The sequence below is a fragment of the Nonomuraea sp. NPDC004702 genome (assembly GCF_053601695.1).
Window position 1 is genome coordinate 1 of sequence record NZ_JBSGCE010000042.1, and the last position, 13,192, is coordinate 13,192.

Annotated in this window: 10 protein-coding genes; 2 read left to right on the plus strand and 8 right to left on the minus strand. The window is 74.6% G+C overall.

Annotated features, from left to right (window positions below):
- From ACWEJ6_RS37500 to ACWEJ6_RS37515, 4 genes are all read right to left on the minus strand, one after another.
- Window positions 1-1,403 (minus strand): phosphoketolase family protein (locus tag ACWEJ6_RS37500; RefSeq protein ID WP_452429995.1); only part of this gene is annotated, 1,403 nt, incomplete at its 3' end.
- Window positions 1,404-1,445: 42 nt separating this feature from the next.
- Complete coding sequence (gene mgtA / locus ACWEJ6_RS37505) at window positions 1,446-4,196, minus strand: magnesium-translocating P-type ATPase (RefSeq protein ID WP_452429997.1); 2,751 nt, start codon at window positions 4,194-4,196, stop codon at window positions 1,446-1,448.
- 73 nt (window positions 4,197-4,269) lie between these two features.
- Complete coding sequence (locus tag ACWEJ6_RS37510) at window positions 4,270-5,118, minus strand: universal stress protein (protein WP_387676464.1); 849 nt, start codon at window positions 5,116-5,118, stop codon at window positions 4,270-4,272.
- 16 nt (window positions 5,119-5,134) lie between these two features.
- On the minus strand, window positions 5,135-5,695 hold the full coding sequence (locus ACWEJ6_RS37515) for a universal stress protein (RefSeq protein ID WP_452429999.1): 561 nt from the start codon (window positions 5,693-5,695) through the stop codon (window positions 5,135-5,137).
- A 218-nt stretch (window positions 5,696-5,913) separates the two neighbouring features.
- Here ACWEJ6_RS37515 and ACWEJ6_RS37520 point away from each other — a divergent pair, with 218 nt between their 5' ends.
- Window positions 5,914-8,427, plus strand: a complete 2,514-nt coding sequence (locus ACWEJ6_RS37520) for a cation-translocating P-type ATPase (protein WP_452430001.1) — start codon at window positions 5,914-5,916, stop codon at window positions 8,425-8,427.
- A gap of 45 nt (window positions 8,428-8,472) precedes the next feature.
- Here ACWEJ6_RS37520 and ACWEJ6_RS37525 read toward each other — a convergent pair whose 3' ends face one another.
- From ACWEJ6_RS37525 to ACWEJ6_RS37535, 3 genes are read right to left on the minus strand one after another with little or no spacing between them, the layout of a single operon-like run.
- On the minus strand, window positions 8,473-8,991 hold the full coding sequence (locus tag ACWEJ6_RS37525; protein ID WP_387676455.1) for a flavodoxin family protein: 519 nt from the start codon (window positions 8,989-8,991) through the stop codon (window positions 8,473-8,475).
- A 1-nt stretch (window position 8,992) separates the two neighbouring features.
- Window positions 8,993-9,493, minus strand: coding sequence for a CBS domain-containing protein (locus ACWEJ6_RS37530; protein WP_452430003.1), 501 nt, complete (start codon window positions 9,491-9,493; stop codon window positions 8,993-8,995).
- On the minus strand, window positions 9,490-10,335 hold the full coding sequence (locus tag ACWEJ6_RS37535) for a universal stress protein (protein ID WP_452430005.1): 846 nt from the start codon (window positions 10,333-10,335) through the stop codon (window positions 9,490-9,492). The genes ACWEJ6_RS37530 and ACWEJ6_RS37535 overlap by 4 nt, the downstream gene beginning before the upstream one ends.
- Window positions 10,336-10,563: 228 nt before the next feature.
- Between ACWEJ6_RS37535 and ACWEJ6_RS37540 the strand changes: the two genes are divergently transcribed.
- Window positions 10,564-11,817, plus strand: coding sequence for a hypothetical protein (locus ACWEJ6_RS37540; RefSeq protein WP_452430007.1), 1,254 nt, complete (start codon window positions 10,564-10,566; stop codon window positions 11,815-11,817).
- 15 nt (window positions 11,818-11,832) lie between these two features.
- Here ACWEJ6_RS37540 and ACWEJ6_RS37545 read toward each other — a convergent pair whose 3' ends face one another.
- Window positions 11,833-13,014 carry an acetate/propionate family kinase gene (locus ACWEJ6_RS37545; protein ID WP_387676445.1) on the minus strand — a complete coding sequence of 394 codons (1,182 nt, stop codon included), beginning with the start codon at window positions 13,012-13,014 and terminating at the stop codon, window positions 11,833-11,835.
- Window positions 13,015-13,192 lie beyond the last annotated feature (178 nt).

The following is a 13,192-nucleotide window of genomic DNA, read 5'->3' on the forward strand; positions in this document are numbered from 1 at the left end:
TCGATGATGTGGATGAACGCCTCGTAGCAGTTGAACAGGCCGTGCCGGCCGGTCAGCAGGTAACCCTCCAGCCAGCCCTGGCACAGGTGCTCGCTGAGCACCTCCATCACCCGGCCGCCCGGCGCCAGGTTCTCGTCCGTGGGCTCGACCTCGGCGTTCCAGGCCCGCGTGGTCGTCTCGAAGACGGCCTGCAGCCGGTTGGAGGCGGTCTCGTCCGGGCCCATCAGCCGGAAGTCGTGCGGGTTGGCGGCGATCACGTCCCGCAGGAAGGCGCCCAGCACCCTGGTCGGCTCGGTCGACTGCGCCGCGGGCGACTTGACCTCCACCGCGTGGTCGCGGAAGTCGGGCAGCGCCAGCGGGCGCAGCAGCTCGCCGCCGTTGGCGTGCGGGTTCGCGCTCATCCGCAGCGGCCCCTCGGGGACCGTCCCCAGCAGGACGGGCGCCGGGCGGCCCTCGGCGTCGAACAGCTCCTGCGGCCGGTACGAGCGCATCCACTCCTCCAGCATGGCCAGGTGCGCCGGGTTGTCGCGGACGCCCGACAGCGGCACCTGGTGGGCCCGCCAGGTGCCCTCGACCGGCTTGCCGTCCACCTCGCGCGGGCCGGTCCAGCCCTTCGGCGTGCGCAGGACGATCATGGGGAGGCGCTCCAGGCGGCCCTCCTTGTAGGCGGCGATCTCGTCGAAGGCGGTGTCGAGCGTGCGCGCCATCTCCTCGTGGTCGGGGCCGACGAGGTGGGGGCGGTAGCCGTAGCCCTCCATGAGCTTGACCAGCTCGTCCTGCGGGATGCGGGCCAGGACGGTCGGGTTGGCGATCTTGTAGCCGTTCAGGTGCAGGATCGGCAGGACGACGCCGTCGCGGTAGGGGTCGAGGAACTTGTTGGAGTGCCAGCTGGCGGCCAGCGGGCCGGTCTCGGCCTCGCCGTCGCCGACGACGCAGGCGACCACCAGGCGCGGGTTGTCGAAGGCCGCGCCGAACGCGTGCGCGAGCGAGTAACCCAGCTCGCCGCCCTCGTGGATGGAGCCGGGCGTCTCGGGCGCGACGTGGCTGGGGATGCCGCCGGGGAAGGAGAACTGCCGGAACAGCCGGCGCATCCCGGCGGCGTCCTGGGAGACCTCGGGGTACTTCTCCGAGTAGGAGCCCTCCAGCCAGGCGTGCGCGACGGCGGCGGGCCCGCCGTGGCCGGGACCGGCGACGTAGATCATGTCCTGCCGGCGTTCGGCGATGATCCGGTTGAGGTGGGCGAAGCAGAAGTTCAGCCCAGGGGTGGTGCCCCAGTGGCCGAGCAGCCGCGGCTTGACGTGCTCGGGGCGCAGCGGCTCGGTGAGCAGCGGGTTGTCCAGCAGGTAGATCTGCCCCACGGACAGGTAGTTCGCCGCGCGCCAGTAGGCATCGATGTGCTGCATCGTCGTCATGATGACGATGATTTCCGGATGCGCTCCCGCGCCCTAGGGACCTTGGTCCCCTTCTCGGGGGGCGGAGGGCGGACGTCCGGCGGCGAGGGCGGCGGCCACCGTGCTGAACCGGTGGGCCCTGCGGTGCGTCGGGTGGGCGGCGGTGCGCCCGCCCCCGGCCAGGGTCTCCGGGGCGGCCCGGTAGAAACGGCGCTTGGCCAGCTCGACGAGGGCCAGGTAGGCGACCACCATCAGGCCCAGCACCGCGAAGAACGGGCCGGGCAGCGGCTGGAAGCCCAGGGCGCCGGCGAGCGGGGTGACCGGGATGACCGCGCCGAGCACCACGACGCTCAGGGCGGCGGCCGTCAGCGGCAGGCTCGGACGGCTGCGGAAGAACGGCACCCGCCTGGTCCTGATCGCGAAGACCACCAATACCTGGGTGGCCAGGGACTCGACGAACCAGCCGGTGCGGAACAGCGGCGGCCCGGCGTGCAGGACGCCGAGCATGACGGCGAAGGTGGCGAAGTCGAACAGCGAGCTGACCGGCCCGAAGAACAACATGAACCGCCGGATCGACGACACGTCCCACCGGGACGGGCGCCGCAGCTGCTCGGGATCGACGTTGTCGGTGGGGATGGCGAGCTGGCTGGAGTCGTAGAGCAGGTTGTTGAGCAGGATCTGGGACGGCAGCATCGGCAGGAACGGCAGGAACGCCGAGGCCGCGGCGGCGGAGAACATGTTGCCGAAGTTGCTGGACGTCCCCATCAGCACGTACTTCATGGTGTTGGCGAAGATCTGCCGGCCCTGGATGACGCCGTCGGCCAGGATGGCGAGGTCCTTCTCCAGCAGCAGCACGTCGGCGGCGTCCTTGGCGACGTCGGTGGCCGCGTCGACGGAGATGCCCACGTCGGCGGCGTGCAGCGCGAGCGCGTCGTTGACGCCGTCGCCGAGGAAGGCCACGTCCAGGCCGTTGCGCCGCTGGGCCCGCACGATGCGCGCCTTGTGCTCGGGGCTGACCCGGGCGAACACGACGGCCTGCTCGATGAGCTCGGCCAGCCGGGAGTCGTCGGCGTCCTCGACGTCCTGGCCGGTCAGCACCCGCCCGCCGGGCAGGCCGAGATCGGCGCACAGCTTGGCCGCGACCGCGGGGTTGTCCCCGGTGAGCACCTTGACGGTGATGCCGAGCCCGGCCAGGCGGCGCAGCGCCTGCTCGGCGCCGGCCTTGGGCGGGTCGAGGAAGACCAGCAGGCCGCGGAAGGCGAGGTCGTGCTCGTCGGCCTGGCTGAGGGTCGTCCGGCGGGCGGCGTCGCCGGTCAGCCGCCGGGTGGCCACCGCCACCACCCGGTTGCCGGCGGCGAACTCGGCCTCCAGGACGGCCCTGGCCCGGTCGGCGACCGGGGTGCAGCGCGCCAGCACGGCCTCCGGAGCGCCCTTGGTGACGATCATCCGGCCGTCGTCGTCCTCGACCAGGACGGAGGCGGTTCTGCGTTCGTGGTCGAAGGGCACGACGGCCAGGCGTCGGCCGGGCGGCCCGGGCCGGAGCGCGGCGGCGGCGGGCGCCTCCCACAGGGCGACGTCCAGGGGGTTGCCGCTCGCCGAGCGGCCCGGTTCCCCGTCCTGGCCGCTGACGACGGCCTCGTTGCAGAGCAGGCCCAGCTCCAGGACGCGGTCGTCGGGGCTGCCGTCCGGCCCGAGTGAGCGCGTGAAGCTGATCCGTCCCTCGGTCAGGGTTCCGGTCTTGTCGGTGAACAGCACGTCGATGTCGCCCAGGTCCTCGATGCAGACCAGCCGCTTGACCAGCACCCGGTGCCGGGCCAGCCGGTGGGTGCCGGCGGCCAGGCTGGTCGAGACCACGGCGGGCAGGAGCTGCGGGGAGATGCCGACGGCGATCGCCAGCGAGAACAGCAGCGCGTCCAGCACCGGGCGGTGCAGCACGAGGTTGACGACGAAGATCCCGGCGGTGAGCGCGGCGGCGACGCGCACCAGCAGCATGGAGAACCGGCGCAGCCCGATCTGGAACTCGGTGTCCGGATGACGGTCGCCGAGCCGGAGCGCGATGCGCCCGAACTCGGTCCGTCCGGCGGTGGCCACCACCACGCCGGTGCCGGACCCGGCGTGCACGACGGTGCCCATCAGCGCGCAACTGGCCAGCTCGGCCAGCGCGCGGTCCGGGGCGACGGGCTCGACGGCCTTGGCCACCGGCAGCGACTCGCCGGTCAGCACCGACTCCTCGCACTCCAGCCCCGCCGACGACACCAGCCGCAGATCGGCCGGGACGATGTCGCCCAGCCGCAGCGTGACGACGTCGCCCGGGACCAGCGTGACCACGTCCACCAGCCGGGGACCGCCGTCCCGCAGGGCCAGGCAGCGGTGCCGGATCTGGGAGTGCAGCGCCTCGGCGGCCTTCTCCGCCCGGTACTCGTTGAAGAAGCCCAGCCCGACCGACACCGTCAGGATCACGCCGATGATGATCGCGTCCGTCGACTCGCCGAGGAAGAACGACGCGGCGGCGGTGACCGCCAGCAGGATCAGCAGGGGCGAGCGCAGCTGGCGGGCCAGCACCGCGACCCGCCGGGCCCGGTGGGTGCGCAGGGAGTTGGGGCCGACGGCGGCCAGGCGGCGCTCCGCCTCGGCCTGGCTCAGGCCGCCGCCGGTGGCGCCCAGCCGGGCCATGACGTCGTCGACCGGCAGCGCGGCCGCGACCGCGACGTCCAGCGCGCCCTCTCCGGTCATGTCACTGTCCGGGCCGTCCCGCCCGGCCTCCCCCTGGTTCTGGTAACCGGCCCGCCGCCAAGACAAAGGCAAAGGCGCTCCACGCCCGTCCCAACGCCCGTCCCGACGCCCGTGCCGACGCCCGTGCCGACGCGGCGACGTGCCGTCAGTCCCGCGGCCGGACGACCGCCACCGGGCAGCGGGCGTGGTGCAGCACGCCGCGGCTGACCGACCCGAGCAGCGCCGATCCCAGCCCGCCGCGCCCGTGCGACCCCACCACCAGCAGGTCGGCGTGGTCGGAGGCCGCGGTGAGCGCGTCCACGGGGTGCGCCGACGGCGTCTCCCGCACGACGACGACCTCGGGGTAGTCGGCGGCGAACACGTTCACCCGATCGTCGACGACCTGCTGCTGTGCGGCGCGGACCTCGTCCATGGCGTAGGCGGCCTCCGGCGCGAACGCGTGCACGGGCAGCTGCCAGGCGTGCAGCACCCGCAGCGTGGCGGCCCGCAGCCGGGCCTGCTCGAAGGCGTGGGCCAGGGCGGGCTCGCACTCCGGCGAGTCGTCAACCCCGGCCACCACCTCGCCGCGCACCTGCTGCCGGTCGCCGCGCACCACCACGACGGGACAGCGGGCGTGCCCGGCGACGTGCGTGCTGACCGAGCCCAGCAGCGCGCCGGCGAACCCGCCGAGGCCGCGGCTGCCGAGCACGATCTCGGCGGCCTCCTTCTCCTGCCCGCGCAGCACGACCGCCGGCAGACCTTCGACGTCCTGCGTCGTGACCTCGACGGACGGCTGCCGTTCCCGGGCCAGCGCCTCGGCCTCCCGCAGGATCCGCTCGCCCTCGTCCGCCGGCAGGTCGGGCGCCCAGCCCGGGGAGAACCGGTGGATCTGGTACGGCGTACGGTCCACGGCGTGCACGATCCGCAGCGGCAGCCGCATGCGGAAGGCGTCGTCGGCGGCCCATGCGACGGCGGCGCGCGAGGCCACCGAGCCGTCGGCTCCAACAACGATCATGATGTTCCCTCCTTCGTCACCTCCCATGAGACCCGGCCTCCCGCCGTCCCTCGCAGAGCCGAAGGTCGGCCGGGCCAGGGCCGAAGGGCCTTCCCCGATGCCGTCCGGCGAGGGCGGGCGGCCTCGACGGCGTCCCCCCGTCCGTCGCCGCGGCCTGCACCACGACCACGGGACACGGCGGCAGGCGCAGGCACGACAGCAGCACCGCGCCCAGCCGCCCGTCCCCGGCGGGCCGCGCGGCGGAACCGAGCACCAGCAGGCCGGCCCCGCGCGCCTGGTCCGCGAGCGCCGTCTCCGGGCGGCCCCGCACGAGCCGCGCCTCGACGGCGACGCCGGGGAACCGGTCCATGACCAGGGCCACCGCCTGATCGAGCACGGCGCTCGCGCGCGCCTCCTCCAACCCGGCGGGCCGGGACGGGCAGGGCGCGTACGGCGCCCTGTGCTCGATCGAGGACTCCCAGGCGTGCACCACGACCAGCCGCGCCCCGCGACGGGCCGCCTCGTCGGCGGCCCACAGCAGCGCGGCCACGCAGTCCTCGGTGCCGTCGGTCCCGGCCACGATCAGGCGAATGCTCATATCTCCACGATCCGCCCGCACGACCTGGGCGGAACAGTGCCGAAGGCCCCGCTTCCGGTGACTTTCGACCCTGCCGCCGTCCGGCCGGTGTCCGGAGGCTGGAGGGGCGGGGAGACCTGCACGTTTACCGCCCTGAGCAGGGCGAAGACTAGATCCTGAAGACACCTCGCAGCGATTCCGCCGGCCCGAGGGCCACGGCGGGCAGGAAGGACATCCACGTGACGCCCTCGTCCTCTGGCCTGTCGTCGGCGGAGGCAGCCGTCCGCCTGGAACGCGACGGCCCCAACCTGCTCCCGCGCAAACCGCCCACCCCGCTGTGGCGGCGCGTCGTCACCCAGCTCCGCGATCCGCTGATCATCGTGCTGCTGATCGCGGCGGCGCTGACCGTCGGCACCGGCGACTGGACGGACGCCGCGGTGATCGCGCTGGTCATCGTGGTCAACACGGCCGTCGGCGTGACGCAGGAGGTGCGCGCCGACCGCGCCATCACGGCCCTGGCCGAGCTGGCCACCCCGGAGGCCCGCGTGGTGCGCGACGGCCACCAGCGGCAGATCCCGGCCGGTGACGTCGTGGTCGGAGACCTGCTGGTGCTCGCCGAGGGCGACATCGTCCCGGCCGACGCCGAGGTGGTGGAGTCGGCGGCGCTGCTGGTCGACGAGTCGGCGCTGACGGGCGAGTCCGTCCCGGTGGACAAGGACGCGGGCGCGGCGGTCTCCTCGGGCACCGTCGTGGCCCGCGGCAGGGGCCGGGCGGTGGTCACCGCGATCGGCGCGGCGAGCGCGAGCGGGCGCATCGCCTCCCTCATGGTCAAGGGGGCCGGGCTCACGCCGCTGCAGCGCCGCCTGGTCGGGGTCGGACGGCTGCTGGCCGGTGTCGCGGTGCTGCTGTCGGCGCTGGTGCTGGTCCTGGGCCTGGTCCGCGGCCAGCCGGTCGAGCTGATGGTGGTGACCGCGATCAGCCTGGTGGTCGCCGCCGTGCCCGAGTCGCTGCCCGCGGTCGTGACCCTGAGCCTGGCCCTGGGCGCCCGCCGGATGGCGGCCCGTGACGCGCTCGTCCGCAACCTGCCCGCCGTGGAGACGCTGGGCTCGGTGACGGTGCTCGCCACCGACAAGACGGGCACCCTCACCGAGGGCCGGATGGTCGCCCGGCACCTGTGGACCCCGGCGGCCGAGGCCGCGGTCACCGGCTCCGGCTACGCGCCCGACGGCGGCCTCGCCACCGACCGGGACCCGGACGAGTTCGCCGAGCTGCTGACCGCCGCGGCGCTGTGCAACGACGCCCGCCTGCGCCCGCCCCAGGAGAAGGGGGAGGAATGGACGGCGCTGGGCGACCCCACCGAGGCCGCGCTGCTGGCCGCCGCCGCCCGGCTCGGCCTCGACCGCGCGGACCTCCAGGAACGGTTCCCCAGAATCGCCGAGCTGCCCTTCGACAGCGACCGCAAGCGGATGAGCACGGTGCACCTGCTGCCGGGCGGCGGCGTCCGCCTGATCTGCAAGGGCGCCCCGGAGGCGCTGCTGCGCCCGGACGTGCTGACCGACGACCCGGAGCTGCCGGCCCGCGCCGCCGAACGCGCCGACCGGTTCGCCCGGGACGGCTACCGCGTGCTGGCGGTCGCCGCCGCCGACCTCGACGCCGTCCCGCATCCCGTGCGGGAGGACGGGCTGAGGCTGCTCGGGCTGGTCGCGATCCTCGACCCGCCGCGCGCGGCGGCGGCCGCGGCCGTGGCCGACTGCGCGCGGGCCGGCATCAGGACGGTCCTCATCACCGGCGACCATCCGGGCACCGCCCGCGCGGTCGCCGCCGACCTGGGCATCGTCGGCGCCGCCGACCGGGTCGTCGACTGCCGGGAGCCCGGCGCGCTCGCCGCGGGCCCGGCCGGCGTCTACGCGCGGGCCACCCCCGAGCAGAAACTCGACATCATCGAGGGCCTGCGCGGCCGGGGCGAGGTCCTGGCGATGACCGGCGACGGCGTCAACGACGGCCCGGCGCTGCGCCGCGCCGACATCGGGGTGGCCATGGGCAGGCGCGGCACCGAGGTCGCCCGGCAGGCCGCCGACCTCGTGCTCGCCGACGACAACCTGGACACCGTCGTGGCGGCCGTCGAGGAGGGCCGCCGGGTCTACGCCAACATCCGCCGGTTCCTGGTCTACGGCCTGTCGGGCGGCGCGGCGGAGATCGCGGTGATGGTGCTGGGCCCGTTCCTCGGGTTGCCGCTGCCGCTGCTGCCCGCGCAGATCCTGTGGATCAACCTGCTCACCCACGGCCTGCCCGGCGTGGCGCTGGGCGGGGAGCCGACGGTGCCGGGAACCATGTCGCAGCCGCCGCGCCCGCCGGGTCAGAGCATCATGGGAGCGGGCCTGTGGCAGCGGGTCGTCCGCATCGCCGTGGTGCTCACGGCCGTCACCCTGGGCGTCGCCGTCTGGGGGTCGATGACCGGGCGGCCCTGGCAGAGCATGGCCTTCTTCGCCCTCGGCGCCACCCAGCTCGGCGTGGCGCTGGGCACCCGGACGCGTCCCGGCACCCTGGCCAACCCGATGTTGCTGCTCGCCGTGGGCGGCGCGTTCGTCCTGCAGCTGGCCGGGATCTACCTGCCGCCGCTGCGCGAGCTGCTCGGCACCCGGCCGCTGTCGCCGGGGGATCTGCTGGTCGTCGTCGCGCTGTCCACGCTGGGCTACGCGGCCGCCCGCCTGGACCGGATCCTGCACCCGTCCCCCACTCCCGCGCAGGACTGAGAACGGCGCCCGGCGGAGAACCGCCGGGCGCCGTGTCAACAGTCGTCAGGACGCGGGGACCGGGAAGGACGCCGCCAGGCTCTCGCCCCACTGCCTGGCCCGCTCCAGCTCGCCCGGCACCAGCGGCCCCTGCGTCCCGGTCACGTAGAAGCTGCACGGCGGCACGGCGAGCCGGACGCCGAGGCGGCGCAGCCGCTTGGCGACCGCCCGGCCCGCCGAGCCCGGCAGGCGGGGCTTGGCCACGCGGGTGTCGAACGCCGCCGAGCAGAGCCCGGCCGACGACGTGCTGAGCGTGGCCAGCCACTCGCGCACGCCCCTGCCGCGCGACACCAGCGGCCCGGCGGCCTGCTGGGCGGCCGACTCGCGAGTGGAGGCCCGGCTCATGGAGAAGGCGTGCGTCGGGCCGCCCACCACCAGGAGGGTGACCTCGTCCCCCACGTGCGCGGGGGCCGAGCCGACCTCCGCCACCTCGGCCCGCATCCGGGTGGCCAGCCCCTCGGCCACGGCCTGGGCGATCCGCTCGGTGTTGCCGTACATGGACTCGTAGACGACCAGTGCCTTCATCTCACGCCTCCCGCCGTTCCGGCAGGATGGGTTCGAGGTGGAACATCCCGGTCACCACCTCGCTCGGCTCGGGCCGCGGCTCGATCCGTCCGGCGACCGCCGACAGGACGTCCCGGGCGGTGATCAGGCCCACCAGGCCGTCGTCGGACAGCACGGGCACGGCGTCCACGTCGGCGTCCAGCATGGCGGCGGCGACCCTGCTCAGCGGGGTGTCCGGCCCCACCCGGGGCGTGCGCGCGCCGCCGAGCAGGTCCCGCACCTCGCGGCCGGCCTGCTCCTGCGGCCCGCCGGACCAGGACGCGGCCAGGCACTCCCTGGTCAGGATGCCCAGCAGCCGCCCTCCGTCGAGGACCGGCAGGTGGTGCACGCCGGCCCGGCGCATCAGCTCCCACGCCATCAGCGGCGACTCCTCGGCCTTGACGGCCACCAGGACCCGGCTCATGACCTGTCCCGCCGTCGGCGACCCGTTCATGACCTGTCCAGCCGTCGATGACCCGTTCATGACCGCTCCTCCGCGCCCGGCCGGACCACGGCGACCGGGCAGGTCACGTGGTGCAGCACGCCGTGGCTGACCGAGCCGAGCACGGCGGAGGCGAACCCGCCCCGGCCGCGCGAGCCCACGACGACCAGGTCGGCCGATCCGGCCGCCTGCATAAGGGCGGTGACCGGGTGGGCGCACGGCTGCTCGTCGGTGACGACCAGGTCCGGGTTGGCCTCCCGCCAGGGCACGACCCGCTCGCGCGCCGCGCCGGTCTCCTCGCGCATCAGGTCCTCGATCAGGCTGTTGTACGTGACCGCGTACGGGGAGAAGACGGGCATCTGCCAGGCCGAGACCACGTGCAGCCGGGCGCCGCGGGCCCTGGCCTGCTCGACGGCGTACTCCATGGCCGCCTGCGCGTCCTGCGACCCGTCGTAGCCCACCACCACCCTGCCGTGCTCGGCGGGGGCGGCGGCGGGGGCGCGGACGACCACGACCGGCCCGGACGCGTGCCCGGCCACCGCCAGGCTCACCGAGCCGACCGTCATCCCGGCGAACCCGCCGAGCCCCCGGCTGCCCAGCACCACTCCACGGGCCGTCGCCGACTCGCGGATCAGCTCCCCGGCCACGTTCCCGGACAGCAGCTCCGTCGTCACCTTGACGTCGCCGGCCAGCGCGCGGGCCCGGTCGGCGGCCTCCGCCAGCAGGCGGGCGCAGTGCTCGGCGTTCGCTTCGTGCAGCCACTGCGGGCCGACGTGCACGAGACGCAGGTCCAGGCCCCGCCGCCGCGCGTCGGCGGCCGCCCATTCCACCGCTCCGGTCGCCGGGACGGACCCGTCCACACCGACGACGATGTGAGTGCTCATCGCGCATCTCCTTCACCGGTCGAAGCTCTCACTCTCAGGCTCCTCCGGGCGGCGGCGCGGCGCCGGAGGAGGAAGTCCCGCCCGGCAGGGCCGTTGGTCCTCATCGGCGTCGCGGGGAGACGATCTGGCACGATCCGGTCACGCCATCGGCTCACCCTCCCCACGCTCTGTAGTGTCGATGAGCGCCCCCTCTTCGCGCAGTAGCCCGCTCAACGTGAGGACGTCCTCATGACCGAAGAAGCGGTTCCCCCCGTCGCAGCGCCCGCCGCGCCCGCCCGCACCGGCGACCTGCTGGAAAGACCCCAGCTGGCGGAGATGTTCGCCCTGGCCAAGAAGCTGGACGGCACCTGGCCGGTCTTCGCTCGGAGCTTGGATCCCGCCGACGACCCGGCATCCCTGCGCGGCCGCTACCGGGCGGTGGCCGCGTCCACCGCCCGCTGGTCGGTGCGGCGCAAGCACGTCGAGGACTGTGTGAGCGCCTGGGTCCTGCTGCCCATGCTCGGCGCGGCCGGCGTCTTCGTGGTCTCGGTGTTCTCCGTCACCTCCGTGCAGAAGATCTTCCTGGCCGTCGTGGGGCTCACGGTCTTCATCTGGGTCTCCGTCTGGATCGAGAACCGGCGGCATCGCCCGCTCTTCCGCTACCTCCTCGACCCGCTGATCACCATGCTGGGAATCGGCTGCTTCCCGGCCGCCCTGTACCTCCGCCACGCCACCGCCCCGGCGTGGGCGGTCGACCTGGCGGGCCGGGGATGGATGCCGATCCCCCAGAGCATCGGCACCGTCTGCTGCGCCCTGGTCCTCGGGATCATCCCGGTCAAGGCGGTGATGTGGCAGTGGGACCGCGAGTCCCGCGCCTCGCCCACCGAGCCGCTCTTCGAGCAGCTGGCGGCCATCCTGGCCTGCGCCGAACCCGACCGCCGCGGGCAGCTCCCGCCGGGGACGCGCAGGGAGATCCTCGCTCTCCTGGGCAAGGTCTCCTTCCTGCTGCGGGTCGGCATCCCGACCGCCGCCCGGGGCGGGACGCCGCTGACCAGGGCCGTGGTCCGCGCCCGCGCGGTCGAGGCGTCCAGGGCCGTCATCGACCTCCAGCTGTGGGTGGCGCTGCCGTCCCCGACCGCCTTCGACGACCTCCGCACCCGCGTCGCCGAGCTGACCCGCACCGTCATCACGGGCGAGTACGACCGGCTCCCCACCCGCGACACCACTCCGGAGGAGACCCGCCGGACGTGGCACGCCCGCGTCCTGGAGACCGTCCGGACCCTGGTCATCGCCCTGCTGCCGGTGGCCGGGCTGGTGGCCGCCGACCGGCTGGGCCTCAGGCTCCCGGCCCCCTTCGACGACGGCGCCATGATCGCCGTCGTGGCCTGGGCCGTCGTGCTCCTCCTGGGGTTCCTCGACCCGAACTTCGCCTCCCACCTGGCCGCCGCCCGCGACCTGACCACGCTCCCGACGTTCAACCGGAACACCGACAAAGGCGCGTAGCGCGGCCCGGTCCGGTCAGGAGGACGTCAGCCGCGCGAGCGTCTGGTGGGCGATCTCCCACTCCTCGTCGGTGGGGATGACGAGCACGGGCACCTCGGCGCCGGGGACGGACACCGCGCGCTCGCCGGACGCCCCCGCGGCGTTGAGCACGGGGTCCACCGCGATGCCGAGCCGCTCCAGCCCCGCCAGGCAGGCGGCGCGGGTGGCGGCGTCGTGCTCGCCGACGCCGCCGGTGAGCACGATCGCGTCCACCCGGCAGCCGAGCAGCGCGTGGTAGGCGCCGACGTACTTGCGGATGCGCCGGGTGTAGATCTCCAGGGCCAGCCTGGCCTCGTCGTCGTCGCGGGCGCGTACCTGGCGCATGTCGCCGGACCCGGTGAGCGCGAGCAGGCCGCCGCGGTGGCTGAGCTCGTGCTCCACCTGCTGGGCGTCCAGGCCGCCGGTGCGGGCCAGGTACGCGGCCAACGCCGGGTCGACGTCGCCCGAGCGGGTGCCCATGACCAGCCCTTCCAGCGGCGTCATGCCCATGGAGGTGTCGACGCTGCGCCCGCCGGAGATCGCGGTGGCGCTGGCGCCGTTGCCGAGGTGGAGCACGATCAGGTTGAGCCCGGCGAGGTCGCGGCCCAGGACGGCGGCGGCGCGGCGGGAGACGTACGCGCACGAGGTGCCGTGGAAGCCGAAGCGCCGCACGCCCTGCGCCCGCCACTCGCGCGGCACCGCGTACGTGTACGCCTCGGGCGGCAGCGTGCGGTGGAACGCGGTGTCGAACACGGCCACCTGCGGCACGTCAGGGAACACCTTGAGCGCCAGCCGGATGCCGGTCAGGTTGACCGGGTTGTGCAGGGGCGCGAGCGGGGCCAGCTCCTCGATCGCGGCGATGACGTCGTCGTCGATCAGCACCGCGTCGGTGAACCGGGTGCCGCCGTGCACCACCCGGTGCCCGACCGCGACCGGCGCCGGCTCGGGCCCGGCGGCGGCGAACGCCGCCAGCATCGCCTCCAGCCCGTCCCCGTGGCTGGGGAAGGGACGTTCCCGGACGTACGGCGGCCCGTCCCCGCCGTGGTGCGTGATCCGCCCGCGGTCCTCGCCGATGCGCTCGACCAGCCCTCGGGCGGCGCGCTCGCGGGTGTGCGGATCGACGAGCTCGTACTTGATGGAGGAGGATCCCGTGTTCAGCACGAGAATGGGGTCGGCCATGCCCATGACCCTAAGTCCGTTCCGGGGGTCGGGTGGCGGCACGGATCTCGTTCGGGACTTCCGGCCCTACCGGCCCGGTCGCGTCCCGCGTTGTGATGGGAGAGCCACGAGGCCGCCACCCCCGGCGGAGCGGGCCGTGGGACGACCGTCGTGGCAAGCTGACCTGGAAGACCGACGA